The 26,110-nt window shown below is 43.3% G+C and carries 27 protein-coding genes; 12 read left to right on the top strand and 15 right to left on the bottom strand.

Annotated elements, in window-relative coordinates; translation table 11 throughout:
• Positions 1-3: 3 nt before the first annotated feature.
• Positions 4-897: an EamA family transporter gene (locus tag C5745_RS08295; protein WP_105716526.1), complete on the bottom strand. Its 894-nt coding sequence runs from the start codon at positions 895-897 to the stop codon at positions 4-6.
• An 83-nt stretch (positions 898-980) separates the two neighbouring features.
• On the opposite strand from C5745_RS08295, the gene C5745_RS08290 reads away from it, so the two are divergent.
• Both C5745_RS08290 and C5745_RS08285 read left to right on the top strand, forming a co-directional pair.
• Positions 981-1,583 carry a C40 family peptidase gene (locus C5745_RS08290; RefSeq protein ID WP_243403287.1) on the top strand — a complete coding sequence of 201 codons (603 nt, stop codon included), beginning with the start codon at positions 981-983 and terminating at the stop codon, positions 1,581-1,583.
• A gap of 91 nt (positions 1,584-1,674) precedes the next feature.
• Entirely contained in the window at positions 1,675-2,175 is a 501-nt protein-coding gene (locus C5745_RS08285; protein ID WP_243403286.1) for a hypothetical protein, read from the top strand.
• A gap of 208 nt (positions 2,176-2,383) precedes the next feature.
• On the opposite strand, the gene C5745_RS08280 is transcribed toward C5745_RS08285, so the two are convergent.
• The 5 genes from C5745_RS08280 to C5745_RS08260 all read right to left on the bottom strand — a co-directional run bounded on the left by C5745_RS08280 (position 2,384) and on the right by C5745_RS08260 (position 7,631).
• Positions 2,384-3,688 (bottom strand): mechanosensitive ion channel family protein, encoded by a 1,305-nt coding sequence (locus C5745_RS08280; RefSeq protein WP_207795753.1) that lies wholly within the window; start codon positions 3,686-3,688, stop codon positions 2,384-2,386.
• 60 nt (positions 3,689-3,748) lie between these two features.
• Positions 3,749-5,113 carry a nucleoside permease gene (locus tag C5745_RS08275; RefSeq protein WP_105716524.1) on the bottom strand — a complete coding sequence of 455 codons (1,365 nt, stop codon included), beginning with the start codon at positions 5,111-5,113 and terminating at the stop codon, positions 3,749-3,751.
• A gap of 37 nt (positions 5,114-5,150) precedes the next feature.
• A complete protein-coding gene (locus C5745_RS08270; protein WP_105716523.1) occupies positions 5,151-5,777 on the bottom strand; it encodes a bifunctional nuclease family protein in 627 nt (208 codons plus the stop codon).
• A gap of 120 nt (positions 5,778-5,897) precedes the next feature.
• On the bottom strand, positions 5,898-6,872 hold the full coding sequence (locus C5745_RS08265) for an electron transfer flavoprotein subunit alpha/FixB family protein (protein ID WP_105716522.1): 975 nt from the start codon (positions 6,870-6,872) through the stop codon (positions 5,898-5,900).
• Positions 6,873-6,893: 21 nt separating this feature from the next.
• Positions 6,894-7,631: an electron transfer flavoprotein subunit beta/FixA family protein gene (locus C5745_RS08260; RefSeq protein ID WP_105716521.1), complete on the bottom strand. Its 738-nt coding sequence runs from the start codon at positions 7,629-7,631 to the stop codon at positions 6,894-6,896.
• Positions 7,632-7,929: 298 nt separating this feature from the next.
• Between C5745_RS08260 and C5745_RS08255 the strand changes: the two genes are divergently transcribed.
• Together C5745_RS08255 and C5745_RS08250 are read left to right on the top strand one after the other, a co-directional pair.
• Entirely contained in the window at positions 7,930-8,268 is a 339-nt protein-coding gene (locus C5745_RS08255; protein WP_105716520.1) for a tetratricopeptide repeat protein, read from the top strand.
• Between the two features lie 134 nt (positions 8,269-8,402).
• Positions 8,403-8,756 (top strand): copper resistance protein NlpE, encoded by a 354-nt coding sequence (locus C5745_RS08250; RefSeq protein WP_165793051.1) that lies wholly within the window; start codon positions 8,403-8,405, stop codon positions 8,754-8,756.
• Between the two features lie 11 nt (positions 8,757-8,767).
• On the opposite strand, the gene C5745_RS08245 is transcribed toward C5745_RS08250, so the two are convergent.
• From C5745_RS08245 to rsmI, 4 genes are all read right to left on the bottom strand, one after another.
• Positions 8,768-9,904 (bottom strand): cysteine desulfurase family protein, encoded by a 1,137-nt coding sequence (locus tag C5745_RS08245; protein ID WP_105716518.1) that lies wholly within the window; start codon positions 9,902-9,904, stop codon positions 8,768-8,770.
• Between the two features lie 161 nt (positions 9,905-10,065).
• Positions 10,066-11,685, bottom strand: coding sequence for an apolipoprotein N-acyltransferase (gene lnt, locus C5745_RS08240; RefSeq protein WP_105716517.1), 1,620 nt, complete (start codon positions 11,683-11,685; stop codon positions 10,066-10,068).
• A 3-nt stretch (positions 11,686-11,688) separates the two neighbouring features.
• Positions 11,689-12,348, bottom strand: coding sequence for a PH domain-containing protein (locus tag C5745_RS08235; RefSeq protein ID WP_105716516.1), 660 nt, complete (start codon positions 12,346-12,348; stop codon positions 11,689-11,691).
• Between the two features lie 10 nt (positions 12,349-12,358).
• Positions 12,359-13,027, bottom strand: a complete 669-nt coding sequence (gene rsmI / locus C5745_RS08230) for a 16S rRNA (cytidine(1402)-2'-O)-methyltransferase (RefSeq protein WP_105716515.1) — start codon at positions 13,025-13,027, stop codon at positions 12,359-12,361.
• A 404-nt stretch (positions 13,028-13,431) separates the two neighbouring features.
• Between rsmI and serS the strand changes: the two genes are divergently transcribed.
• The gene (serS, locus tag C5745_RS08225; RefSeq protein WP_105716514.1) at positions 13,432-14,703 is read left to right on the top strand and encodes a serine--tRNA ligase; all 1,272 of its coding nucleotides are present in this window, start codon (positions 13,432-13,434) and stop codon (positions 14,701-14,703) included.
• A gap of 225 nt (positions 14,704-14,928) precedes the next feature.
• Here serS and C5745_RS08220 read toward each other — a convergent pair whose 3' ends face one another.
• From C5745_RS08220 to C5745_RS08210, 3 genes are all read right to left on the bottom strand, one after another.
• Positions 14,929-15,633: a class I SAM-dependent methyltransferase gene (locus C5745_RS08220; RefSeq protein ID WP_105716513.1), complete on the bottom strand. Its 705-nt coding sequence runs from the start codon at positions 15,631-15,633 to the stop codon at positions 14,929-14,931.
• The gene (pncB, locus tag C5745_RS08215) at positions 15,633-16,805 is read right to left on the bottom strand and encodes a nicotinate phosphoribosyltransferase (protein WP_105716512.1); all 1,173 of its coding nucleotides are present in this window, start codon (positions 16,803-16,805) and stop codon (positions 15,633-15,635) included. The genes C5745_RS08220 and pncB overlap by 1 nt, the downstream gene beginning before the upstream one ends.
• Before the next feature lie 181 nt (positions 16,806-16,986).
• A complete protein-coding gene (locus C5745_RS08210) occupies positions 16,987-18,381 on the bottom strand; it encodes a DUF6600 domain-containing protein (protein WP_105716511.1) in 1,395 nt (464 codons plus the stop codon).
• Between the two features lie 146 nt (positions 18,382-18,527).
• Here C5745_RS08210 and C5745_RS08205 point away from each other — a divergent pair, with 146 nt between their 5' ends.
• The 4 genes from C5745_RS08205 to C5745_RS08190 are packed head-to-tail and all read left to right on the top strand — an operon-like array spanning position 18,528 to position 21,764.
• Complete coding sequence (locus C5745_RS08205) at positions 18,528-19,286, top strand: MlaE family ABC transporter permease (RefSeq protein WP_105716510.1); 759 nt, start codon at positions 18,528-18,530, stop codon at positions 19,284-19,286.
• Between the two features lie 6 nt (positions 19,287-19,292).
• On the top strand, positions 19,293-20,066 hold the full coding sequence (locus C5745_RS08200; RefSeq protein WP_105716509.1) for an ABC transporter ATP-binding protein: 774 nt from the start codon (positions 19,293-19,295) through the stop codon (positions 20,064-20,066).
• A 6-nt stretch (positions 20,067-20,072) separates the two neighbouring features.
• On the top strand, positions 20,073-21,062 hold the full coding sequence (locus tag C5745_RS08195) for an MlaD family protein (protein ID WP_105716508.1): 990 nt from the start codon (positions 20,073-20,075) through the stop codon (positions 21,060-21,062).
• Between the two features lie 9 nt (positions 21,063-21,071).
• Positions 21,072-21,764, top strand: a complete 693-nt coding sequence (locus C5745_RS08190) for an RluA family pseudouridine synthase (RefSeq protein WP_105716507.1) — start codon at positions 21,072-21,074, stop codon at positions 21,762-21,764.
• Between the two features lie 24 nt (positions 21,765-21,788).
• Here C5745_RS08190 and C5745_RS08185 read toward each other — a convergent pair whose 3' ends face one another.
• A complete protein-coding gene (locus tag C5745_RS08185) occupies positions 21,789-22,958 on the bottom strand; it encodes an ATP-binding protein (protein WP_105716506.1) in 1,170 nt (389 codons plus the stop codon).
• A 232-nt stretch (positions 22,959-23,190) separates the two neighbouring features.
• Between C5745_RS08185 and C5745_RS08180 the strand changes: the two genes are divergently transcribed.
• Together C5745_RS08180 and C5745_RS08175 are read left to right on the top strand one after the other, a co-directional pair.
• Positions 23,191-23,376: a hypothetical protein gene (locus C5745_RS08180; RefSeq protein WP_243403285.1), complete on the top strand. Its 186-nt coding sequence runs from the start codon at positions 23,191-23,193 to the stop codon at positions 23,374-23,376.
• Between the two features lie 4 nt (positions 23,377-23,380).
• Positions 23,381-23,776, top strand: coding sequence for a DUF983 domain-containing protein (locus C5745_RS08175; protein ID WP_105716505.1), 396 nt, complete (start codon positions 23,381-23,383; stop codon positions 23,774-23,776).
• A gap of 22 nt (positions 23,777-23,798) precedes the next feature.
• On the opposite strand, the gene C5745_RS08170 is transcribed toward C5745_RS08175, so the two are convergent.
• Positions 23,799-24,089 carry a DUF4286 family protein gene (locus C5745_RS08170; protein WP_262508121.1) on the bottom strand — a complete coding sequence of 97 codons (291 nt, stop codon included), beginning with the start codon at positions 24,087-24,089 and terminating at the stop codon, positions 23,799-23,801.
• 131 nt (positions 24,090-24,220) lie between these two features.
• Between C5745_RS08170 and C5745_RS08165 the strand changes: the two genes are divergently transcribed.
• A complete protein-coding gene (locus C5745_RS08165) occupies positions 24,221-26,110 on the top strand; it encodes a S9 family peptidase (protein WP_105716503.1) in 1,890 nt (629 codons plus the stop codon).

Genomic DNA, 26,110 nt, shown 5'->3' with positions numbered 1-26,110 from the left:
TGCTTAGCGCCTGCGGACATTAAGCAGTATAACCACCACCAATATACCGGCCACCCCTATAAATTGCCATATCGACACGTGTTCCTTTAGTACGATATAGGACATGCACACCGCGACGGGCAGTTCAATGTAACTTAGTATATTTCCAAGTGATACACCTGTTTTGGGGATACCGTATGAGAATAAAAGCGGAGGGAGCACTGTCCCGAAAACGGAAAGTAACAATCCATAACGCCACAAGGAAGAAAAAACCGATACCGTAAAAAGACTAAATGGTTGCAACACAATAAATACCAACAGAAAAGCCCCGATAATCATGTAGGCGCTTTTGTGAAGAGGTGGGTGGTCATTGCCAACGCGCCCACTGACGATAATAAATAGGGCATAGGCAGTAGCTGCGAGCAGCCCATAGCCAATGCCTACGACGCTAATCGATTTGAAGTCATGCTCTAATAAACCGGTCGCGAGAACGGTGCTTCCTAAGATGGCAGCGATACCTATGGCTTGTCGTCGCGTGAGTCGTGTTTTAAAAAAAATAAATTCGATTAGTTGTCCAATCCAAATATATTGCATCAAAAGAATAATGGCTAAGGACGCTGGAACAAGCTGTACGCTTTTGTAGTATAAAATACTCACCGCGCCGGTGGATAACCCACTGACGATGATGTGCCATTTGGGCGAACCAGCAGGGAATCTGGAAAAATAGCCTATTTTTGCGATAAACATTACGCCGATGAGCCCCCATAAGAGCGACATGCCGAAAAGCGCTTGAATCCCTGTTACCTCTCCCAAGGTAAACCCTTGGGCGTAGGCTTTTTTAACAAAGGTCGATAATATGCCGAAACTGGCAGCACCTAAAACAACCGCAATAATGCCTTTTACTTGTTCCCTGTCCATTCTGGCGCGCAAGATACAAAATCAGGGCAATTCCAACACATTGCAATATTGCTAAAATAGTCTTTGATGCTTACTTTTGTTGTATGCAGCACCGATCATTTAAGTACCTCACGGTGATATCGTGGGTTATGGCAGTTTTGATATTGGCATCTTGTGGATCCAGAAGAAAAACACGCTACGGAAGTCTTCCTCGTCACGGGACCTCCAGTACCAGTAAAACTATTCCTACAGATGCGAGTGATGCTCGAAATAAGTCATTATCTGGCTCTGGAATAGATGATTATGCTGCGATACTAGGTGTTTCCGCCCGAGATTTGAACAACAAATCGCTTTATGCTTTCATTGATAAATGGTTGGGGAGCCCACATCGCCTCGGCGGCTCGCAGCCATCGGGAATAGACTGTTCTGGCTTTGTCGGCATTTTGTATCGCGAAGTGTATGGTAAGAATTTACCTCGCACCTCACGGGATATGGGTAATCAGGTGAAAAGGAAATACGAAAGGCAGTTGCGAGAAGGCGATTTGGTCTTCTTTTCCTTTGGTGGAAGGAACATAGATCACGTAGGTGTATACCTGCATAATAATAAGTTCGTACACGTGTCAACGCGGAGAGGTGTTATTATTTCTAATATGAAAGACAGTTGGTACTACAAATACTTTGTACGCGCGGGTACGCCAAAAATCTAACATTTAAATTACACAATCAGTCTAATAAGACGGGTTGGTTCATGTTAAGTTACCATGGTAATGTGTATTTTTGCGACAAATTTGATTTGTCATGAGTAAAAAAGCGAAGACCATCTTTTTGGGACTATGTATCATCGGGTCGTTTTTTATCTATTGTGTCTATTATTATTCCAATATGATAAAGAATGCGCCTTTCCGGTATTCAGACTTTGAATACGTTGCTATCCAATATGGCTCGCGGGATTCGATGCTGAATAGCTATAATTCGGCGACCCAAGATTACCAATATCTTGATCGCGAAAATAAGATCGTTAAAAAGAAATTGAAGCTGTCGAGCGATGATCTACTTTTTCTACATCGAAAAGCGATGGAAATGGGATTTTGGAATGTGGAAGACGATATGACAACACCAAGAACAGATTCCATTACAGGGCGTGTTGTGCCGCGTTACATCCTTGAGTTTAAATACAAGGAAAAAGGAAAAACAGTTACAATGGACGCGGATTATCCGGGAAATCAGAAAATGATGGATGCCGCTAAAACGACAATAGAGACAGTTTTGGAGCGGATAAATATCGCGAACGCACGATAAAATATAATATCTCTTTTAACATAATGCTAATCATTACTTCACATGAATATCAGACCTTTGTGGTGAGTAATTTTTGTTCGTCATTAATGTTTAATTAATGGTTAGTTAGTGTTTATGTTAAGGCTTGTTGTGAAATATGCCAAAAGCAAAGAGGTTGTCCCCCATAGGACAACCTTTTGTTTTAGGTATCCTGCTACTTCTTTACTTATTAGCTATTTTTCTGTCTATCAACTACCGAATTCTTCTCTGAAAGAAGATGGCGTAAATCGTCAGCCGCCGGAAGCTCGAATACCTCCAGGTGAAAATATTTTATAGCGGCGAACAAGTGGTCAAATAAATCGGACATCGTATTTTCGAAGAATGCCCATTCGGTACCATTCGTAAACATATATAGTTCGAGCGGCAAACCGTGTTCGTTTGGTGCCAACTGACGTACCATGAACGTCAGCCCCTTATGAATATCGGGATTATGTCTCGCATAGGCCCCAATATAGGCTCTAAATAGTCCTACGTTAGTCATTCGCCTACCATTTACCAGCATCGAATCATCCGCGGCAGTGTGTTGATTATAAGCCTGGATTTCCTCTTCCCGCGTTGCAATATACGGGGCTAGCAGTTGGATCTTTTTTAATACTGCAATTTCATCATCTGTAAGGTAGCGAATGGAGGAAATCTTGATGTTTATAGCGCGCTTAATTCTTCTACCGCCGGAATCCTGCATGCCACGGTAATTTTTGAAGGCGTCGCTGAGCAGTGTATAGGTGGGCACCGAAACGATTGTCTTGTCAAAATTCTGTACCTTGACCTTGTTCAGGTTAATTTCCAATACATCACCATCTACTCCGTATTTAGGCATTTCAATCCAATCCCCCACGCGTACCGAATCATTCGCCGATACCTGTATACTGGCTACAAAACCGAGAATGGTGTCCTTAAACACCAACATCAAAATTGCGGACGCCGCCCCGAGCGAAACGAGAAACTGCCACGGTGAATTGCCGGTCAGAATAGAAAATATCAGCGTGCCGATAACAAAAATGAAAAATATCTGCGTTACCTGTAAGTAACTGTCCAACGGTTTATCCACAAATGCCTTCGACAAACGCAGGATATCTCGTCCAGTTTTTAGCAGGCTATTGATGAGCATGTAGAAAGAAAGTATGACTAGGATACTTAAAAACTTGTTAAGACCGGCCGTGAAATCGGGAAACCCTATAAAAATAAAAGGAATCATCTGTTGGGCGACAACGATCAGAATAAAGTGGCTGAGATGATTAAGTGATTTGTTCCGAATTAGAAGGTCGTCCCATTTTGTTTTGGTATTTGTGATAATCTTGGTGAGGATAGAATTAAAAACAGCGCTAATGATCATATCTAAGATATAGAGTATCAGAAAAGCGACAATAAGCAGACCGGCGGAAGTGACGACATGTGCCAACCGATCAGATAATCCGGTTTGCTCGATGAGGTTTAATGTCCAATCATATAGCGCGCCGGTTTGTTTTGAAGTCATATCGAGAATGTCTACGTTGTTCATATTCAGCGGACAAATGTACAGAAAAAAGCGCGAAAATCAGCCAGTTGAACGGTCGTGTCTGTGCTTGAATAAAAAGTTAAACAAAATAGCGACTATCAATGTATAGCCGGCAAAAGCTAGCCATATATGACGCCAATCTTTCAGCAATACATTTTCACTTAGTAGGCCATTAGGTAGTATTGATATTCCGCGTGACGATATAAATCCGAGCAAGGTGCTATTGGAAGTTTCTGTTTGGAGGTAGGTGGCCAATGTTTCCAGTGATGAAAACTGTAGGGTAAAGTATTGGTCTATCATCCACCCAGAGATTAAGCTGCCCAATATCGCTCCGAAACCATTGGTCATCATCATAAATAGACCTTGAGCAGCGCTACGGATATGCGCGGTTGTAGACTTTTCAACAAATAAGGATCCCGATATATTGAAAAAATCAAATGCCATTCCATAAACAATGCAAGAGAGGATGATCATCCATAAGCCCGCGTGGGGGTCGCCGAATGCAAACAATCCAAATCGAGCTACCCACGCCCACATGGCGATGAGCATCACCGTTTTGATGCCAAATCGTTTCAAGAAAAATGGAATAGCTAGGATGAAGAGCGTTTCCGAAATTTGTGAAATGGACATAATGAGCGTAGAATACTTGATAGCGAAAGAGTCGGCGTATTTTGGGAAAAACTTGAATTCATCCAAAAATACATCACCATAAGCATTCGTCAGTTGTAGAGCACCTCCCAAAAACATACAGAAGATGAAAAAAACAGCCATCTTGTAATCTGCAAACAGTTTAAATGAATCCAGCCCGATTATTTCCGTCCAGGACTGCTTCTCTCGGGATTGACGGTTTTTAGGAGGACATTTAGGCAGCGTCAAAGCGTAGAGGCCTAATCCCATAGCAGCGATCCCCGCGATGTAAAACTGATAAGCTGTCGCCTTATTACCCGTTAAATTCACGACCCACATCGCGGCTATAAAACCTATCGTTCCCCACACACGTATAGGTGGGAAAACCTTGACCACGTCATATCCGCTTGCCACAAGTGTCGTATAAGAAATGGAATTGGATAGTGCGAGTGTGGGCATATAGAAACACATGGCCAATAGCATAACATAAAAAAATGTCTGCGGATTATCGACCTGTGGAAGATAAAAGAGTGTCATTGCGTACAGCACATGTAGCAAGCTGTATAGTTTCTCCGCGTTTATCCACCGGTCGGCCAAGATGCCCATCAGGGTAGGCATAAAGATGGATGCGATACCCATCGTTGAGAAAATGGCGCCGAACTGGGTGCCATCCCATTGCTTGGTGCCAAACCAATAATTGGCGATGGTAATTAACCAAGCTCCCCATACAAAAAATTGGAAGAAGCTTACAATGGTCAACCGAAATTTAATAGGCATAAAAACGTTTATGTCGTTAGATAGTTACGTGATTAAATTACCCGTTTTTTCGTCTGTCGATTTCGTCTCGTATTTTTGCCGCCGTCTCATATTGTTCTGCTTCGATTGCTTTCTTAAGATTCATCTCAAGCTGTTCGTTACTCATAGTACGATAGGGCGACGTTGGCGCATTTTCTTTTTCGGTCGATGCTGCACTCGTCATCGTGTTTTCTTTGTGAAGCCCCTCCAGGTTCTCTAAAAAAGCGAAGTCGTTGCTTTCAATAACAATACCTGCAGCATCCATAATAAAATCGTACACATATATGGGTGCACCAAAACGTACCGCTAACGCGACCGCATCGGAAGTCCGAGAGTCGATATCGAAAGTTTTATCCCCGTTAGAGCAGACCAGCTTTGCGAAGAAAATGCCATCTACCAAGTTGTATATCAGGACTTCTTGGATATTGATTTGAAAATTGTCAGCAAAAGTTTTGAAGAGATCATGCGTCAAGGGGCGGCTCGGTTGCATTTTTTCGATTTCTACGGCGATTGCTTGCGCTTCGAACCCCCCAATGATAATAGGCAACCGTCGATTACCCCCCATCTCCCCTAGAACCAGTGCGTAAGCACCAGATTGCGTTTGACTGTACGACAACCCCACGATATCTAATTTGATTTTCTTCATTCTTAATGCCTAAACTATATACAAATATGTAAATATTCGAGACAAAATAAAAACCTTAAAAAAAATGATCGGGTGTAATCCCTTACAACCCGACCATTTCACTTTGTTTCAATTGTTTGTTTAGTGATTCTTATATGCTTTGAAGGCATCGATGAGTTTAGGGACGATATCAAATGCATCCCCCACGATGCCGTAATCGGCGACTTTAAAGAAAGGTGCTTCGGGGTCATTGTTAATCACAACGATAGTTTTAGATGAACTTACACCAGCAAGGTGCTGGATCGCCCCGGAGATACCAATAGCAATATATAAATTTGGACTTACGGCCAACCCTGTCTGTCCCACATGTTCCTCATGTGGGCGCCAGCCCGCGTCGGATACCGGCTTAGAACAGGCTGTAGCTGCACCCAACACGTCGGCCAATTCCTCAATCATTCTCCAGTTTTCAGGACCCTTTAAACCCCGGCCTGCAGATACGACGATATTCGCTTCAGGCAACGGTATTTTGTCCGTGGCTTGCACAATATCGTTGATTACCGTAGATAAATCGCTCGCTGAAACCGATGGTTGGAATAGTTCGATTTCGACGGTTGTCGGTGATTCCACGGCCTCCATGGCGTTTGGCGTCAAAGCGATTACTTTGACGGGAGCCGTGAGCTCCTGTGTTGCAATAGCTTTACCCGAGAATGCAGACTTTTTAATCTCCCAAATATCACCTTCGATCGTGGGAAGTGTAACAGCGCCGTCAGCAAGTGCAGCGTTTAATTTAGCTGCAACGCGCGGAGCTAGTCCTTTCCCACTGAAGGAATTAGACAGCACGATGGTTGTTGCCTGTATTTTTTTTGCTACCTCTGCGATAACAGCGGCATACGCTTGATTGACGAATTGATGGAGCTGTTCGGTATTCACCTCTAGCACTTTGCTTACTCCATAGCGGCCGATATGTTGTAAGGACGCGGCATCGACCTTTCCGATGCTAAGGGCGTGTACAGGCTGACCGGTCAAGTCTCCGATAGCTTTTGCATAGGAAACCGCCTCGTATCCAGACTTTTTAAATGCTCCCGCTGTGTTTTCGATATATACTAAGATTGCCATAATAAGCGCTTTAATGAAGGTTTATATAACTTTTGCCTCGCTGTGCAACAACTCAACCAGCTGCGCGATGTCGTCCTTGTCAACAAGTTTGACGTTACCCCGAGGAGGAGGCGTGTCGTAGTGGGTTATTTGAGATAGCACAGGTACATCAACGGCCGCTATAATTTCAAGCGGTTTTGACCTTGCCCCCATAATCCCGCGCATATTCGGGATCTTAGGTTCAGCAACCCCTTCCGCTGTCCCAACCACGGCAGGTAACGGGACTTGGTTTACTTCCTTACCTCCCTCTATTTCACGTTCCACTGTGGCGCTTTTGCCATCGATACCCAACTTTTTAGCAATCGATATGGAGGGAATATTCAACAACTCGGCTATGTATCCCTGCACGAGGCTGCCATTAAAATCGATAGACTCGCGGCCTGTCAAGATAAGATCAAAGTCTTGCGTTTTTGCATAAGAAGCGATTTGATTCGCGACAAACCAAGCATCACGCGGATGCGCATCTACGCGCACAGCAGCATCTGCACCGATTGCCAATGCTTTTCTGATGGTAGGGTCAGCTGCGGCTTCTCCAACATGGATAACCGTTATAGCACCCTGTCCATTGCCGGCAAGCTCCACAGCTCTAGCCAAAGCAATCTCATCATAAGGATTAATAATGTATTGAATTCCAGTGGTATTGAATGCCGTATTATTATCCGTAAATGTGATTTTGGATGTTGTATCCGGCACATTGCTTATACATACAAGTATCTTCATTGGAGTATCTTTTTTAGCCTTAACACAAACCTATCAATTTCAATAACCAAAAACAAGATGTGAATTCGTATTAGCCGTCAGTAAATTGTCATTTTTGTATGCTAGCATAGTATTTTGTTTTGTATAACTATTCCTACTTTTCCTCTATAAAATTATTTTTCAATGGCAGAGGAGAGCGAAATAAACCACGTAGTGCTCATGAATTCCTTTGAAAGCATACGAGCATGAATAATTCATTTCATATGCTCACGCAATTATATTGCATATAAAATAGAATTTATTTAGGTTTGTTTTTATCATGCGCAACAGACTAGAAGAATTACAAGAGTTTTTAAAAGATAGCCCTAACGACCCCTTCCTAAAATACGCCATAACCATGGAGTATAAAAAATTGGGCGATAATGAAAACACACTCGCCGGCTTCCAAGACCTGCGGGCGAACCATCCAGACTACGTTGGGACATATTATCATTTTGCAAAGTTCCTAGAAGAGCAGGGGAGGAAAGAGGAAGCTTTGGAGACCTATAATCTGGGGATGGAAGTAGCGCAACGACTACGGAACCGTCACGCTTACAATGAACTTTTAGCGGCTTATAATCTGGCCATGGGGATAGCGGACGAGGACTGGGACGACTAAAACGTTAAATAAGACGGCAGAGGCGTTTTGTGGTATCTTTTTTGCAGTCCTTTAGCAAATCAGATGTCATGCGCTATTGTATATATATATATGGACTCTTTTCGTTGCTGGGGCTTTTTTTTATAACCGGTTGTGTGAATAGCCGAACGAATGCTAGTATAGAAAACAATAAGTTTGGTAAGCTAACCGAGGGCAGACTAGTAGGAACTTATCAGGGTAATCTCCCCTGCACAGATTGTGATGCGATTATGACATCTTTGACATTGGCAAACGATAAAGCCTATACCCTAAAGTATATATACGTGGGAAAAAGTGCTGAGCCCTTTTCAAAAACCGGTACCTGGGAGTTGAGGGACGGCGAACTTGATTTAGAGGGATTGGACTACAAATATAAAGTGGAGGCCGATCAGCTACGGCAACTAGATTTGTCCGGAAAAGAAATCAGGGGAGAATTAGCGGAGCGTTATATACTCCGTTTTGTTAATTGACCTCTTTCTTTTTACCCGCGCGCTTCGCAAATCTCTGTTAATTTTTTAACCACAAAATCAACCTCCTCTTTTGTATTGTATTTGCAGAATGAAAATCGTACAGATGGTTTGTCTGGATCGCCCCCTAAAGCTTGGAGCACGTGGCTGCCGATTTGGGAACCGGAGCTGCATGCACTTCCTCCTGAGGCAGAGATGCCCGCAATGTCAAGACTAAATAGCAACATATCCGCAATTTCCGCACAAGGAAGTGACACATTTAAGACGGTGTAAAGCGAACCCGCGCTCGTTATATCACCATTGAAGGTAATCTGGGGGATATTCTTTCGCAGCTCCGTACACATATAATCTTTCAGGTCTTGGATATAAGCCCGGTGGGTTTCCATGTCTTGGTAGCACATTTCCAGTGCCTTAGCCAACCCGACGATGCCGTAGACATTCTCTGTCCCACCACGCATATTACGCTCTTGGGCTCCGCCATAAATGAGCGGGCGAATTTTGTTTTTTCCGTTAATGTATATAAAACCAACTCCTTTTGGACCGTGGAATTTATGTGCGGCGCCTGTAAGGAAATCGATATGTAAAGTAGAAAGGTCGTGCTCGTAGTGGCCCATGGTCTGTACAGTATCCGAATGAAAGATCGCATTAAACTCCTGGCATATTTCGGAAACCGTCCGGATGTCTGTTAACGTGCCGATTTCATTATTGGCGTGCATCAAGGATACAAAGGTTCGCGGGTGCTGTGATAACAAGTCCCGCAAGTGAGCCAGATCCACATGTCCTCGCTCGTCTATTCGTACAAAATCCAATTGTATAACGCCGCGTTGCGCCAAATCTTCCAGTGTATGCAATACCGCGTGATGTTCCAAAGGTGAAGTAATTGCGCGCGTAATCCCCATGTCAATGATTGATCTTACGATAGCCATATTATCTGCTTCGGTACCTCCGGACGTAAAGAATATTTCGGACGGTGACGCCTTTAATAGACTCGCTATCGTTTTCCTTGCCTTTTCCACGATGGTTCTTGCCTGCCGACCGTGTGCATGGATAGAAGAAGGGTTGCCATAATGATCCTGCATGGTTTCCGTCATGACTTTTATCACCTCCGGATCTAGTGGCGTAGTAGCGGCATTATCGAAATATACTTGCATGGGGCAAAAATACGTATTATGTGTACTTTTTTTAGAAAAAAGTAAGCAAAAAATCGTCGCTTCGAATGTTTTACATTTGGGGTAGTGCTAAGGATGAATTTGTACAGCTGTAAAACATTCGGATGCGACCTTTGATGTTAAGGAGGGACAGTGCAACTGTATTATATTTTCATTTTTCGGTTTCTAAAAAGCATAAATACGCTAAGCAAGCTGCCGACTAATGCCAAATACAGCACCAAATCACCATTTTTGGTGTAAAAAGTCAACTCCTCGTTCAGGTTGATTTCTTGTGTTAAGGCGTCTGGTGTCCACCAGCTTGTTTTTTGAACGATATCTCCGCGCTGGTTAATGAAACCGGAAATTCCCGTGTTCGCGGAACGGGCTACCCAACGCCGGTTTTCTATTGCTCGTAGTTTCGCATAAAGCAGATGCTGGTCTTTTCCGGACGTATTGCCCCACCAACCATCGTTCGTTACAATGGCTATAAACTGTGCGCCTTTCCGAATATAGTCGGCTACATAATCGCCCCAAATGGATTCATAGCAGATAACCGGCGCAGCTCCAATACCGCTTTGGGAGTAGAACACCGATGGCTCTTTTTGACTACCATAACCTCCAGTGGAACCACCAAAATGCGCAAAAAGAGGCTTCATAAAACTTAGTGTTTCGCCAAAAGGAAGCTGTTCTACACCCGGGACTAGCTTCGATTTATGATAAAATTGAAGTTTACTTGATTGATCTATCAAAACGGCAGCATTAAAAGGGTCGAGGAAAACCCCGTTTCCAAAATCTCTAGCGGTAGCGGTCTTTGCGTGATTATAAATTCGGTAACTTTCTATACCCGATAGTACGTTACCATTTTTGTATTTATCAAGGAAACTGACAACCCGTTCGTACGCCGGATATGCTCTGAACTGCTCTTCATCAATGCCTCCCCGTTCGGAAGAAAGTGCGGTTTCCGGCCATAAGAAAAACTCGGTATTCGGTTTGGCTACACGCTCCGATAACTCCAGTAACGTGGATAGCTGCGCTGAGGGCGGAATTGGCCCAAATTTTCCATAAGGGTCGATATTCGGTTGAACCACGACAACCTCCGATGGGTTGACGTGCTCAGTGTAAGCCTGATACTGTACAACAGAGACCGTTAGGGGTACGATTAAAGTGGCCGCAATAGCCATAGAAAGCCTTTTGGGATTATAGACTTCGATCTTGGCGAGTTTCTGCCAAACCAAAACAAACACCAATAAATTGACCGCCCAAATCCATACGGTACCACCAAAAACACCTGTAAAGCTATACCACTGGATCAGCTGGTGGAAGTTCGCAAAGCCATTTCCCAATGTCATCCAGGGAAATGCTAGGTCCCACCATTGGTGTAGAAACTCGTATCCCAACCAAAAAGAGACTAACCCAATAAAACTGTAACCTATAGCGGTTTTTTTACGCAATTGATAGTAAAACCGGAAAACCAGAGCCATCAGTAGCGGAGCAAGTCCAAAAGGTATAAGGGAGATGAGGATCGATACATAAGATGGTAAATAGGCATTCATCGCATTGTATACCCAATAAATAGAGGCAGTGTTCCACACGAAGCCTGTTAAGAAGCTCAGCCAGAAAATCTTTTTGCCTTTGTAGGTGAAATTCCCTCTAATGACCTTTTCAATAGCGATGAGCAATGGTACGAAACCAACAAATAACAAGGGGCTGCTATAGGGGATCGGTGGCCAAGCCAACCATAAGATAACTGCGCTTAAAAGTGCTAAAAGGTAATTTTTTTTCACGAATTAGAGTTGTGATAAGAGTTCTAGTTTTTTATTCTCGTATTCGGATTGTGTGATCAACTGTCGGTCATATAAGGTTTTGAGCTTTTTTAGCTTTTGCGTCAGCTCATCGTCTCCTACAACAGACTTGTCCTGTTGTGCTATTTCTTTCTCCGTGTGCTTTTCCGCAACAGGTGGTGTAGCGGGTCGGTCGACCTCAGGTTGCGTCGGTATGACGAAATGCGCATCGGGTTTTTGTACTTGCACAGCAGGAGCAGGTCCTTCGTTCGTTTTGTCGATCGGATTCTCCAATGCTGTTTTGATGAGTTGATACAATTTCCGGGCTTGCACCTTTGGAATATAATCAACAGTCAGGTTCTCACCGGTAAAGGGTATTACCGTCACTTTCGACCCGAAAATTTCCTCTTTGAAAGCAATATCCTTGATATCACCCCAAGAAAAAATTTCGAAATTCGTTGCCAATCCCAGTTTGGTAAATTCGCAGAGGAAAATACGCTTATTGCTGATGGCAATGCTGTCCGGCAATAGTGTTACCGCAGGTTTCTTTTGCAGCGAGATATATTGTATAAACTCCCCCGCGGTTAGCATATCGAGTATCTTACCATGGATTCTTTCTACCACTTTGGCGTCCTGTCCATCCTGAATAAATTTATCTACACTCATGTTTATATTTTTAAAGCTCACTTCCTGCTACACAAAATACGAATTCTCCTTTAATAGGGTGCTGTTCAAAATGTAATTTTAGCGTTGCCAACGTACCTCTAACTGTTTCCTCATACAACTTACTGAGTTCTCGTGATATAGAAGCTTCTCTCTCTTCTCCAAAATATACAGCAAACTCTGCAATGGTTTTGAGGATGCGATGAGGAGACTCATAAAAAATCATAGTCCGCTTCTCCTCTGCGAGTTGTTTTAAACGTGTTTGACGTCCCTTTTTAACAGGGAGGAATCCCTCAAAACAGAATCTGTCGTTGGGTAACCCGGAGTTGACCAATGCGGGCACAAAAGCCGTAGCACCTGGTAGGCATTGCACCTCCAAGCCCTCCTTGATCGCTTCTCTTACCAATAGAAAGCCGGGGTCCGAGATGGCGGGTGTTCCGGCATCAGAAATCAATGCTACATGTTGTCCTTCTTTCAAAAATCGGATAATCTCGGCAACAGCCTTATGTTCGTTATGTTGATGATGTGCAAATACCTTCTTCTCAATGCCAAAATGTTTGAGTAGGGGAGCGCTTGTACGGGTGTCCTCAGCCAATATTAAATCAACCTCTTTCAAAATACGTATAGCCCGAAAGGTCATATCTTCCAGATTACCAATAGGCGTAGGTACTAGATATAGCATGACCAAAAATAAGAATTAGTTATGAGTTATAAGTGATAAAAAAAATATCCCCCTCGGGGTGAGGGGGATTAGTCTTCAAAGTCTGTGAAGTCATCGCCATCATACGCAAACTCCTGTAGGTCTGGGTAGATGTCTTGTTCGAAAAAATCTAAATCTTTTAACATCTTATATTATATTTTAAATTACACTACAAACGTAATGTTGTTGTATGAACTAATAATAACGCGTATATCAAATAATTGTTAATATGATTGTTATTGGCTCTAAATTATATAATATTTTCAATAATAGAAATATAATAATAAAAAATTGATGTTAAATCTTGATTTTCTTTGTAATATTGATTGATATCGTGTATTTCGATTACACTTCTTATCTTTGTGCTTCTAATTATTTATTCATTTATGTTACAGTTAAATTATATCCGTGAAAACAGGGATGCAGTAATCGAACGATTAGCGGTAAAGAATTTTAAAGAGGTGGAATTGGTTGATGAGGTGATCGCGCTGGACGAATCGCGTCGTAAAATTCAAAACGAGTCGGACGCTATTGCTGCAGAAGCCAACGCTGCTGCTAAGCAGATTGGAGACTTGATGCGCCAAGGCAAGAAAGAAGAAGCCGAAGCGGTGAAGTCAAAATCGTCCGGATATAAAGAACAAGTAAAGGACTTAACAGAAAAACTGGCGGAAATTGAACAGACATTGCAGGACAAGATCGTGCAAATACCAAATTTACCACATGGATCGGTGCCAACGGGTGTCTCGGCTGACGACAATGAGGTGGTTTTGGAGCATGGCGTTGTACCTACATTAGCAGAGGGCGCGCTATCACACTGGGAACTGCTGAGCAAATATGACATCGTCGATTTGGAATTAGGCGTGAAAGTGACAGGAGCGGGATTCCCGGTTTACAAAGGAAAAGGTGCCAGGTTACAAAGGGCGTTAATTAATTTCTTTTTAGACCAAGCTGTTGAAGCCGGTTACAACGAAGTGCAGGTTCCGATATTGGTGAACGAAGCTTCTGCGTTTGCGACTGGACAACTACCGGATAAAGAGGGACAGATGTACCATGTTGGCGATGATGATTTTTATCTGATCCCGACAGCCGAGGTGCCGGTGACTAACTTGTACCGAGACACCATTGTAAAAGAAGGGCAGTTTCCGATCAAACATTGCGCTTATACCCCGTGCTTTCGACGTGAAGCGGGTTCGTATGGTGCACATGTGCGCGGTTTGAATAGGTTACACCAATTCGATAAAGTAGAAACGGTACAGCTAGTACATCCCGATAAATCTTATGCGGTAATAGAAGAGATGAGCCAATATATCCAAGGGTTGTTGAAGCAATTAGAATTGCCGTATCGCGTATTGCGCTTGTGTGGGGGGGATATGAGTTTCACATCCGCGCTCACTTATGATATGGAGGTGTTTAGTGCTGCCCAGCAACGTTGGTTGGAAGTCTCATCCGTATCCAATTTTGAAACATATCAAGCCAATCGTCTGAAAGTTCGTTTTAAAAATGAAAGTGGCAAAATGCAGTTAGCGCACACGTTAAATGGTTCGGCATTGGCGCTACCCAGAATTGTGGCGTCTATTCTGGAAAATAACCAGACTGAAAGAGGTATACGCATCCCGGCTGTTTTGGTTCCTTACACCGGCTTTGAGTGGATTGATTGATTTTAACAATAACGGGCTTTTATTATATAATGCCCCGTAAAGTTAGCAGCTTTATGGGGCATTTGTTATGTGTCACTTAACTAAAAATTTTCTAATAACAAGGATTTAATAGGGACTTCATACGGACCTCGTTCGGACCTCATTCGGATGAAAGCGTATCAAATCCGTTTGATTACCTTACAATTTCTGTTTAGCATAAATAGCAGGAATTAATTTGTTATAAAGTTATTCTTTTCTTGGTTCCATCCGCACGAGATATTGATCATTATCATCCTCAAAAAGAATTTGCACCACCCAGCCTTCTTCGTGTGCAATTTTAATCAACTCTTCCTGGTCGATGTATAGCCATTGAAAAGGCTTTCCAAAATTTCCCTTGTACTCGTATTGGAAACGAATTTCACCAAAGTAATGCTCCGGTTTGAGGATGCGGTATTCCTCGTACAGATAGGAGATGTCCGACGAGTCAAAGAGCAATTGTCCTTTTTCCGAGAGCAGTTTTTTGCTATGACGGAGTAGTTCCCGTAGACCCGCGATCGTACCCGCAAGTCCAACTCCGTTCATCAAGAAAAGAAGCGTGTCGTAATTCCCCTCCTTCAACTCAAAGAAGTCATTTCGGATGATGTGCTGTGTCCCACGCTCCATCATGATGCCGCAGGCGGCTTCCGATATTTCCAGCGCATCCACTTTAAAGCCTTTATCTTGTAGGTACAATGCGTGGCTACCGACGCCTGCTCCGACATCCAATACGTGGCCATCACACAGCGCAAGAGCAATATGTTCCAGTTCGGGAAAATCGGTCTCGTCCCGAAAAAAAACTTCAATGGGCATTTCTTCTATATCGCCATAGCTGCTATGCAGCAATAAAGGATTCTTTAAGTCGCCGAGCATGTGAAAATCATACAAGGCTTCTCCATATACGTCGCGCTCCATCAATCTTCTATTTTCAATATTTGTTTGGCAATTGCTATCTCATTAGGGTTTCCGGTGTGTTTGCCGGGTTCATCGGATAGCTTGATGACAGCTGTCCAGTCACCGTCTTCGGGTTTTGCCTCCACCATCTTTAGTACGATGTTCATGCGAGATAATCCAACATCGTTGGTGAAATCGGTCCCTATTCCGAAGGAGTGCCCGATTTTCCCCTCGCAAAAACCGACGATATTTTCGACTTTGTTGTAATCCAGTCCGTCGGAGAAAATGATCGTCTTCGACTCCGGATCTATCCCCTGCTTTTTGTAATGTTCGATGGTCATTTCGGCAAAGGTAATAGGATCACCGCTGTCGTGCCGCACACCATCAAACAGTTTGGATAATTTTTTATCGAATTGCTTGAAAAAGATTTCCGTGGTATAGGTGTCCGAAAGGGCGATACCTAAGTCACCCCGATAGACATCCGACCAATGCTCCAGTCCGAGTAGATTTGCCATCTTGTACCCGTATTTAGCTGCATGGAACATAAACCACTCATGGGCATGGGTTCCAATAGGTGTTGTCTCATACTTCATGGCGAAGTGTACATTGGATGTACCAATAAAGGTTTTGGATGGATGGTTTTTAAGCGTGCGGATGACTAGGTCATGTACTTCATATGAATGACGACGCCGTGTACCAAAGTCAGCGATAGTAACGTTTAGTTTATCGTACTTCGCCATTTTGTCTTTTACCACCTGACAGACTTCCTCGTTAGGAATGCGCGGCGCACCGCCCACCTCGTAGTACAGTTCGCAGATTAACGACATAATCGGTACCTCCCATAGAATGGTACGGTACCAATAACCAGCTATCGTGACCGATATCTCACCACCTGTTTGTGTAATGCGGACCTCGTCGGGATCGTAACGATAGCCTTCCAGAAAATCAAGATAGGTCGGTTCGATGTAAGGGCATTTAGTACGTAAAAACTCTTTTTCCGTCTTCGTCAGCTTTAACTGAGCCATCTCGCCTATAGCTTCTTTTAGCAGCTTATCAAAACCCGCAGGAAAGCTGTGCTGACCCCGGTTGATAAACTGGTATCTAGCCTGCGCTTTTGGAAACAATTTACTTGCGGCAAATTGCATCGTGAACTTGTAGAAGTCGTTATCGAGGATGGAAGTGAGTGTTGCCATGTAAAAGCCTTTATATAAAATTACTGTGAAGGTAAGGAATTACAGATATTCCCAAAAATTATCTTTGTTGATTGTAACTTGTTTCACCGGATGATATCTCTCGGTGTCACGGTAACAAACAAGCCTCCCATCTGCATTGGCAAAATAGGAGGCTATCGCATCAATATAAAATAGAAAACTTTTATCTGCTTCCGCGGCCGGATGAAGAGCGGTTGTTGTTGCTGCTTCTGTTGCTCGACGTCGCTGACCCTCGCGAAGATGAACTGCTGCGTTGTACGCTAGACCTATTCGAAGAGCTGCTGCGTGAACGGTTCACCTGCGCCGGTGAACTGTTGCGTTGGCTTGCCTGATACACACTGCCGGTAGAAGAGCTGCGTTGTTGGCGCTGCTGTTGCTTAGGTGCTGTGCGTCCCTGCTGGTTCCGATTAGGTGCAGCGCGGCGCTCTACATTGTTTCGGCTGGTATTTCGCTTCGACTGCGTTGCCGTCGGACGGTTTACCTCGTTACGCTGTTGTGTAGCACGTGTATTGCTTGACCTCGGACTACGTTGTTGTGTCACGTTTTGATTCCGTTGTGTTGAACTGCGGTTAACACTTGACCGTTGCTCATTCGAACGTGCGCGGCGCTGTGTTGTCGTACCTTCGCGGCTGTTCCCATTCGGCGTACGGCCCACGTTGCGACCTTGCGTACGTCCGGAAGTGGCATTGTCGCGCGTTACACGTTGATTGCTATTATTGCGATTCGGGTTGTTACCGATATAACGTTCCTGCCTGCCGCTGTTCGATTGCGTTGCACGGGTGTTACGATTTGATCCCGTTGCACGCACCGTATTCCGGTTACTACGCGTGTTGGCAGCTCTATCCGGACGGTAAATGGATACCGAACGATTATCTACCCTTGCGCGACCCGGGCGGTCTGTTGTGCGTACGTTTCGAACAGCTACGCGACGACCGATATGACGTTCAATATCACGACGTGCTGGACCGCCATAATAGCGGTTATTGTTCACGATATAGGTGTTGTTGATAATCGTTGTGCGGTTGTAAATGTTACGACGTCCATAAGCCCAGTGACGATGTATATGCCTGTCGTAAATACGTCTTGTGGGAAGAAACACCCATAAATTGATCGGTAAACCAACAGAAACGGTAACGCCCACAGAGGGAGCCATAGGAGCCCAGCCATAGTAACCCCCGCCGCTTCGCCAGTCTACCCAAGCAGGTCCCCACTCATAACCCGGGATCCAGCCCCAACCGCGATAGTTGGTATGAACCCAACGGCCATAATGGAATGGAGCCCATCCCCAGTCGTAGTTGGATACCCAAGTGTTACCATATTCGGTCATCGTCCAGTAACCGTTTGTACCGTACGGACGAAAATTAGCCTCTGCTCTTGGAAACCAAATATCACCATAGGCAGGATCGCGATCCCAATGTCCATATGGAGATAATTCATTATAAAATAAATCAAATGAAACTGAACCGTGAGGTCGAGCAGACACTTGTTTATGGGAGAAGACACTAAATGCAAATGCAATTAATGCAATCAGTAAGGTGGGTGTTTTTATGCTTCTCATGATCTTCGTCTTTAAATAGTAAAACTTTCGTCAATCTTATTACTATGACTGCATAGCAATAGTGAAGGTTTAATTAGCCGATCGTGTTGATGTTCACAAAAGTTTTTATCTTTGCCGAGTACTTCTTTGGAAAACCTCATACATAAATGGGACGTAAAATAGAAAAACTACTTATCGAATTCGCTAGAATCCATCGCTTCATGATGAGTTTCTTGCGAGAAGCGGTATCTCCTCCTTATGAATTTAAAGAGATTATCCGGCAGTGTTACGAAATCGGATGGAAATCGTTCCCATTGATCAGTTTAACAGGCTTTATTGTAGGTTTTGTATTTACCAAACAATCGCGGCCTTCTCTCGAAGATTTTGGTGCCACTTCCTGGCTTCCGAATTTAATATCCATTGCAATTGTTCGGGCATTAGCCCCTTTGGTTACAGCGTTGATTGCTTCGGGCAAGGTAGGTTCCCAAATTGGGGCAGAGCTGAGTTCGATGAATGTGACCGAGCAGATTGACGCCATGGAAGTTTCGGGTACAAACCCTACAAAATTTTTAATCTCCACCCGCATCATTGCCACAACCACGATGATCCCGGTACTCTGTTTTTATGTAGCAGGCATCGGTTTATTGGGAGGCTATTTGAGTATTGCTACCAAAGATGATTTAAGTATTTTAGCCTTTTTTACCCAAGTTTTCGAGTCTATTGCAGCCAAAGATGTTTTCGCGATGGTCTTGCGGGCGGTGGTCTTTGGATTCACCATCGGCTTTGCCAGTACCTATGTGGGGTATTATTCTTCTAAAGGAACAGAAGGGGTCGGTAAAGCGGCGAATGCTGCGGTCGTATCGTCTATGTTTCTTGTGTTTATTGAGGAGTTGCTTATCGTTCAATTGCTTTCATTGATTGGTTAAACGATTATGGAAAAAAAGAAAGTAAATATCAATCATGAAGATGTCGTTATCCAGGTCGACAACGTCAGTAAATCGTTTGGCGATCTGCATGTACTACGAAATGTAGACCTCCAGCTATTTAATGGCGAAAACCTGGTTGTCTTAGGACGTTCGGGAACAGGAAAATCAGTGCTTATTAAACTTATATCGGGTTTGCTAAAACCAGACAAGGGAGATATTCAGGTGCTTGGAGAAATTGTTAACCATCTGGATGAACGAGAGTTACGGGTTTTGCGGCAACGCATCGGTTTCTCTTTTCAGAATAGCGCGCTATACGACAGTATGACCGTGCGGGAGAACCTGGAATTTCCTTTGGTGAGAAACAAGCGTAAGTTAACAAGGTCTGAAATAAATAAAGAGGTAGAAGAAGTGTTAGAGGGCGTAGGATTAGCGCAGGCTATAAATCAGATGCCGTCCGAACTATCAGGTGGACAACGTAAGCGTATCGGGATTGCCCGCACGCTGATATTGCGTCCGGATATTATGTTGTATGATGAGCCCACGGCGGGGCTAGATCCATTGACTTGTTTGGATATCAATTCTTTGATAAATCAGGTGCAAGAACAATATCAAACCTCGTCCATTATCATTACGCACGATTTGTCGTGTGCAAAGATGGTAGGAGATAGAATGGTGATGCTGTTGGATGGTAAATTTGAAAGACAGGGGACATTCGAGGAGATTTTTGATACAGATGATGAACGGGTGAAACCTTTTTATGATTATAATTTTATTGTTTAAAGATATATGAGTACAAACGAAAGGAAGCGTTCGCTTACAGTAGGATTATTTGTCCTGATTGGCTTGATTATTTTGGTGGCGGGTATTTTGGTATTGGGTACACAACAAAACAAATTCAGCAAAAATTTGATCGTGACGACCTATTTTCATGATGTAAAGGGATTGAAAGTAGGGAATAACGTCTGGTTTTCAGGAGTTAAAGTTGGGATCGTCAAAGAAATAAAATTCCAGAGCATCAACGACGTGAAAGTCGTTATGCACATTGAGGAGAAATCCAGTCAGTTTATTCGGGAAGATGTTGTCGCCAAACTAGGTTCCGATGGATTGATCGGAAATGCTATCGTCAACTTGGTGGGAGGATCGGATGAGGTTCCACCGATAAGAGACGGCGATGTCATTAAATCGGTGGGTGGTACGGACACGGATGCCATGTTCGCAACATTACAGACAAACAACGAGAATCTGGTCGAAATAACAAAAAACTTTGCCATTCTTTCCAAACAAATGGTGGAAGGAAAGGGGACGGTAGGCGCGTTAATGACCGATTCAACTATTGCACTTTCTTTAAAAAGTACCGTACAAGGGTTAGATAAAACGATGGAGGATGTCAATAAAGCTTCTGCTAACCTGGTTGTTTTGATGAACAAATTAAACAGTAATCAAGGGCTGATCCATGAGCTGACAACGGACACAATCGTTTTCGCAAGTTTACGGGAGTCAGCAGCGCAATTGCAAGGTGTAACAGAAACGGCATCGGCCTTGATGGAAAATCTGAACGCGACTTCCGCACGTCTAAATGACAAAGATAATGCCCTCGGTGTACTGACCAATGATCCCGACGCTGCGGAGGAAATTCGGCAAATATTGCGGAATCTGAATGGCAGCACTGCGAAATTGGATGACAACATGAAAGCGTTACAAAGCAATTTTCTGTTCAGAGGCTATTTTAAAAAACAACAGAAAGAACAAGAGAAAGCCGCTAAAGACTCTTTATAACTTATTTGGATGGACTTATCGGATAAAGATGTTATCTACGAAGACAATCACTATATAGCGATCAACAAACGCGCTGGTGATATTGTACAGGTAGATAATACAGGTGACAAGTCGTTGGAAGATATGGTCAATACCTATCTCACTGCCAAATACCAAAAACCAAATGGTGCTTTTGTGGGAGTTATCCATCGGTTGGATAGACCGGTTAGCGGTATGATTCTTTTTGCAAAAACGAGTAAAGGTCTGGATAGAATGAATCGTATGTTTCACGATCGAAAAGTATCTAAAACCTATTTAGCGGTGGTGCGTACCCGTCCTCCAAAAGACACAGATACCTTGAGGAACTGGTTATTGCGAGACCGTAAGAAAATGATCACCAAAGCCTACGATCGGGAAGTGAAGGGGGGAAGCGTTGCACAATTGGATTACGAGGTCCTTGGCGTACTTGATGGCTATTATCTATTAAAGGTGTCACCTCTCACCGGGCGCACGCACCAGATTCGGGCCCAACTTGCCTATATGGGATGTCCCATTGTGGGAGACAACAAGTATGGATATCCAAGGGGAAGCCTACGTCGTACAATTTGCCTGCATTCCCGTTCGCTGGAATTTATTCACCCCATTAAGGACGAACAGTCAACGCTTATCGCAAAGCTACCGGTTGATGGCTTTTGGGAACGGTTTAATGTTTTGTTGAAGTAGAAATTTGACAGCTGTAAAAATAAATTACGACATAAAATTTTCCAAGGTCAAGTCACGCCAGCTGCTCACCTGTATTCCACTGCTTCGGGATTGATTTTGGTCGCCTCCGTATAGGACAAAGCCGTTTTTTGTATCGCTAAGTTCCATCCAGTAGAGGAGGTTCTTGAAGAAATCAGTATGGACGGTCTTCCCGGATTTAATTTCTACAGGGGTTAGGTGGTCGACATTATCAATCACTAGATCTACTTCACGGCCTGTTTTGTCACGCCAGTAATAGAGGTTGATTTCCCTCCCGTTATTTGTCCTCTTTTTGATTAAATCTGAAACTACGCATGTTTCGAATATATTTCCTCTAAGCGGGTGCGTTTCCAACTGTTTTTCTTGTGTTATTCCCAGCAGCGAACATACCAAGCCCGTGTCATAGAAATAGATTTTCGGTCTTTTGACAATGGTCTTGTTGAAATTTTTAAAATGTGGGCGGAGCAGGAATATGATGAAACTACTTTCAAGGATACCTATCCACGATTGTATTGTTTTGATATCTACCCCAACTTCTACCGCTAATGGCGTAATGTTTAGCTCCTGTCCGGATCGGCCAGCGAGTAAACGGACGAATCGCTCGAAAACAATCAGGTCCGTAACATTTTTGATTTGCCGTACGTCCCGTTCGATATAGGTGCGTAAGTAGTTAGGGAACCAGTCCATTGGTGGGATACCGTGGTCGTGTAGCGGCGGATAACCTCCCTGTAGCAACACCGTATCCTGCTTCATCAATTCGGGAGCATCCCGGTTATATAATTCCTGTAATGAAAAAGGCAATAACTGTAGATAAGCCACCCTGCCGGCTAGGCTTTGCGTAATATTCTGTTGTAGTAAAAAGTTGTTTGAACCCGTTAATATAAATTCGCCCATTCTGTTTCGCTCATCGAGGATGCCCTGTAAATAGGAGAATAAATCGGGTGTACGTTGTACCTCATCCAAAATAGCTCCGTCGGGATAGTTCCCTAAAAAACCGCGAGGATCCTCCAATGCGTATTGCCGGGTATCGGGATCTTCTAATGAAACATAAGGCTTGTCCTTAAACAAGGAGCGCACTAAAGTGGTTTTGCCCGATTGCCTTGGACCGATTACGGCAACCGCTCTGAATAGAGATGCTAATTGTAATAGTTTTTCTGTTGCTGCACGAGGAATCATATTGCTAATATAAGTATATTAGCGGAAAAATATGGAATTAGATTCGATATTTTTCCGATTGAAAAATAATGCTACAATTAAGAACAAATGTAATCGACCTGTTCAAATTGTACTAAACCATAAATTTTTGGTATTTTTGTGCATGACTTCAAAATGGACTCCATTTCTATTTGTAATGACCATCGTCATATTAAGCATCTTTTGCTGTACCGAGGTATCAGCCCAATGCGCAATGTGCTCCTTAAACGCAGAGAACAGTGCTGCCAATGGCAATACGCAGGGAAAAGGCTTGAATGACGGCATCCTTTTTCTGTTGGCTATTCCATATTTAATTGCCATAGGAATCGGTATATTGTGGTATAAAAAGTACCGGAAGAACAATTCGAAAAAGGTATCACCTTTCGGGGAGCAACTCTAATTAAATGACAACATCTAGGTTTACTGCAATGCTGCAGTCCAAATGTCCGAAATGTAGGGTCGGAAAGGCCTTTGAGGGGCCGGTATACGGCTTTAAAAAGCAGAAAATGTATGAACACTGCCCCCACTGCGGTTTAAAGTTTGAAGTTGAACCGGGATACTTTTACGCGGCCATGTATGTGAGCTATGCCTTTTCAGTCGCTGAAGTGGTCACACTAGGCTTAGCCACCGCTATGTTGACAAAGAGCGAATCGCCTTGGCTGTATGTTTCCGTCCTTTTTGCGGCTATATTCATCTTTGCACCTTTTAATCTTCGATATTCCCGTCTGGTATTACTGCACTACCTTTCACCTAAAATCGTGTATAATCCAGTTTACGAAAGAGCATCGGAAAAGAAGTAGTCGCAGTAATCGTGCTACTGCGTTACTCTAATGATAAGTATTGCATCTTGCTATCAAAAATAAATGCTTTTTCGCCGTGGTGGGTCATTAAATACGTTTGCAATTCGGCCGTCACATCTTCTTGAAATTTGACTATTGCGTCGTCGTCTGCAGCACGAAATTGGATGCAATACGTATGTCCCTCGTGCGGCGAATCCAACATTTTCAAAAACGTTGTTTCGTAGGAACTTGTGCGTAGATGCGATTTAAGCCAATTGACCACCTGATCATGACGGCTGTCCTCCATAATTATAGAGATGTTATATAAGATCATACGCAAAGATACGAGATTGGAGTTATAAGTTATAGGTGGTGGGTCACAATCAAGCCTTGTAAAAATAAGGTTGCACATACCCTATTATTATAAAAAAATAACAATATTTGAAATTGCAATAGGATTAGAATATGTTTAGATTTTTGCTTTGGATTTTTGCTGTGTGTTTGTTTGTAGGTGCAGTTTCGTGTGGAAATAAGCAAAATACAAACAAATTAATTCCCATAGAAGACTTTTTCGTTAAGCCGGAAAAAAGTAACTTTAAAATTTCCCCCGACGGTCGCCGAGTTGCGTATTTGGGGATAGACGACCATTGTCGGAATATCTTTGTTTTGGATTTACAGGACAAGAGCAAATCAAAGCAACTTACCTATCAGTCGGATATGAATGTACAATATTTTTTCTGGGCTTCTGATTCCTTGATTGTATATTCCAATAGCCATTCGCCACAGGATAGCCTGCGCATTTACAGTATCTTGGTCGACTCCGAAAAAGCTACATTGTTATTGCCAGTTAAGAAAGCTCGATTGCGCTGGCTGGCACCACACACCCTTCATGACAATTATTTACTCGCTACGCTAAACGATCGAGATTCGACGGCGTTTGACTTGTATAAAATTTTTGTAGATGGTTCCAAACCCAAGCTGTTAACACGCAACCCTGGCAATATATCTAAATGGTTTGCATCGCCAGATGGAAAGGTACGATTGGCGATGACCAACGATAGTGTGCAGGAAAGTATCTTGTATCGAGCGGAGGAAGATATGCCTTTTCGACAGATTACTACCACGGACTATCAAACATCGATCAGACCCCTGGGTTTTGTAAAGCATTCGAACACCCATATCTACGCGTTATCTAATGATAATAGAGATAGACTGTCCCTGGTGGAATATGATGTGTCTACCGGAAAAGAAGAACGATTATTATTTGAAAATCCAGAGGTAGACCTTGAGCCTGCCGGTTATTCCTACGACTTACAAGAGCTTATTTTTAGTCAGTATACCATTAACAAGGTGAAGAGACATTTTTTCCATCCTACGTTTCAACAGTATTTTGCCAAACTGACGGCTAAGTTCGATAATCAGTCTATTGATATACTGGACATGGACAAGAATATGCATCATTGGATTGTTAAAATTTATACGGATGTGCATGCGGGTGGAATTTATTACTATGATGTTATAAGCGATACAGCAGAACTGTTGGAAGAAATGAACCCAAAATTAGCAATGACGACGTTATCTCCAAAAGAAGCAGTTAGCTTTCAAAGTCGGGACGGTTTGACATTGCATGGCTATCTGACGTATCCACTGATTGGGAAGCGAGACCAGCTGCCGGTGGTGGTGTTGGTACATGATGGTCCCAACCGTCGCGAAACAAGTGATTTCGATGCTGAGGTACAATTCTTGGCCAACCGAGGTTATCTTGTGTTTCAATTAAACTATAGAGGGTCGGCGGGTTATGGCAAGCAGTTTTGGTCCGCAGGTTTCAAAGAGTGGGGCGGAAAGATACAGGCTGATATGATCGACGGCGTGACATGGCTGATCCATCAAGGAATCGTTGATAAAGAGCGCGTCGCTATTATGGGCAGCGGTTTTGGTGGGTATTCGGCCCTCCATGCGGCAACCTATAATTCTTCTTTTTATAAGTGTGCTATCTCGATGTCGGGATATACCAATCTCTTTACGTATTTTAAAGAGATACCACCCCACCATCAGCAGTACGTTCGTTTGTTCTATACCATAATTGGGAACCCAAATAAGGAATATGAGCTATTCAAAGCAATTTCACCGGTTTTCCATGCTGACAAGGTGAAGATTCCTGTACTTTTTGCACAAGGCGGGAAAGACAGGTTTAGCTCACTGACCGATGCAAATCAATTTGTTCAAAAATTAAAAAACAATGACGTGCCGATTAAGTATATCTATAGAGAAGAGGAGGGGCGGCGATTTAGGAGTGAAGAAAACATTATAAACTATTATCAGGAAGTAGAGACCTTCTTGAAGAAGTATCTATAA

This window comes from Sphingobacterium haloxyli (assembly GCF_002980525.1).
In the GTDB taxonomy this organism is placed as follows: Bacteria; Bacteroidota; Bacteroidia; order Sphingobacteriales; family Sphingobacteriaceae; genus Sphingobacterium; species Sphingobacterium haloxyli.
The sequence above is the reverse complement of the archived record's forward strand: the minus strand, read 5'-3'. Positions and strand labels throughout refer to the sequence as shown.

Excerpts from the sequence above, each read along its gene's own strand:
- C5745_RS08295 (WP_105716526.1), bottom strand. The coding sequence starts at position 897 with ATGGACAGGGAACAAGTAAAAGGCATTATTGCGGTTGTTTTAGGTGCT.
- C5745_RS08290 (WP_243403287.1), top strand. The coding sequence starts at position 981 with ATGCAGCACCGATCATTTAAGTACCTCACGGTGATATCGTGGGTTATG.
- C5745_RS08285 (WP_243403286.1), top strand. The coding sequence starts at position 1,675 with ATGAGTAAAAAAGCGAAGACCATCTTTTTGGGACTATGTATCATCGGG.
- C5745_RS08280 (WP_207795753.1), bottom strand. The coding sequence starts at position 3,688 with ATGACTTCAAAACAAACCGGCGCGCTATATGATTGGACATTAAACCTC.
- C5745_RS08275 (WP_105716524.1), bottom strand. The coding sequence starts at position 5,113 with ATGCCTATTAAATTTCGGTTGACCATTGTAAGCTTCTTCCAATTTTTT.
- C5745_RS08270 (WP_105716523.1), bottom strand. The coding sequence starts at position 5,777 with ATGAAGAAAATCAAATTAGATATCGTGGGGTTGTCGTACAGTCAAACG.
- C5745_RS08265 (WP_105716522.1), bottom strand. The coding sequence starts at position 6,872 with ATGGCAATCTTAGTATATATCGAAAACACAGCGGGAGCATTTAAAAAG.
- C5745_RS08260 (WP_105716521.1), bottom strand. The coding sequence starts at position 7,631 with ATGAAGATACTTGTATGTATAAGCAATGTGCCGGATACAACATCCAAA.
- C5745_RS08255 (WP_105716520.1), top strand. The coding sequence starts at position 7,930 with ATGCGCAACAGACTAGAAGAATTACAAGAGTTTTTAAAAGATAGCCCT.
- C5745_RS08245 (WP_105716518.1), bottom strand. The coding sequence starts at position 9,904 with ATGCAAGTATATTTCGATAATGCCGCTACTACGCCACTAGATCCGGAG.
- C5745_RS08235 (WP_105716516.1), bottom strand. The coding sequence starts at position 12,348 with ATGAGTGTAGATAAATTTATTCAGGATGGACAGGACGCCAAAGTGGTA.
- rsmI (WP_105716515.1), bottom strand. The coding sequence starts at position 13,027 with ATGCTATATCTAGTACCTACGCCTATTGGTAATCTGGAAGATATGACC.
- serS (WP_105716514.1), top strand. The coding sequence starts at position 13,432 with ATGTTACAGTTAAATTATATCCGTGAAAACAGGGATGCAGTAATCGAA.
- C5745_RS08220 (WP_105716513.1), bottom strand. The coding sequence starts at position 15,633 with ATGGAGCGCGACGTATATGGAGAAGCCTTGTATGATTTTCACATGCTC.
- pncB (WP_105716512.1), bottom strand. The coding sequence starts at position 16,805 with ATGGCAACACTCACTTCCATCCTCGATAACGACTTCTACAAGTTCACG.
- C5745_RS08210 (WP_105716511.1), bottom strand. The coding sequence starts at position 18,381 with ATGAGAAGCATAAAAACACCCACCTTACTGATTGCATTAATTGCATTT.
- C5745_RS08205 (WP_105716510.1), top strand. The coding sequence starts at position 18,528 with ATGGGACGTAAAATAGAAAAACTACTTATCGAATTCGCTAGAATCCAT.
- C5745_RS08200 (WP_105716509.1), top strand. The coding sequence starts at position 19,293 with ATGGAAAAAAAGAAAGTAAATATCAATCATGAAGATGTCGTTATCCAG.
- C5745_RS08195 (WP_105716508.1), top strand. The coding sequence starts at position 20,073 with ATGAGTACAAACGAAAGGAAGCGTTCGCTTACAGTAGGATTATTTGTC.
- C5745_RS08190 (WP_105716507.1), top strand. The coding sequence starts at position 21,072 with ATGGACTTATCGGATAAAGATGTTATCTACGAAGACAATCACTATATA.
- C5745_RS08185 (WP_105716506.1), bottom strand. The coding sequence starts at position 22,958 with ATGATTCCTCGTGCAGCAACAGAAAAACTATTACAATTAGCATCTCTA.
- C5745_RS08180 (WP_243403285.1), top strand. The coding sequence starts at position 23,191 with ATGTGCTCCTTAAACGCAGAGAACAGTGCTGCCAATGGCAATACGCAG.
- C5745_RS08175 (WP_105716505.1), top strand. The coding sequence starts at position 23,381 with ATGACAACATCTAGGTTTACTGCAATGCTGCAGTCCAAATGTCCGAAA.
- C5745_RS08170 (WP_262508121.1), bottom strand. The coding sequence starts at position 24,089 with ATGATCTTATATAACATCTCTATAATTATGGAGGACAGCCGTCATGAT.
- C5745_RS08165 (WP_105716503.1), top strand. The coding sequence starts at position 24,221 with ATGTTTAGATTTTTGCTTTGGATTTTTGCTGTGTGTTTGTTTGTAGGT.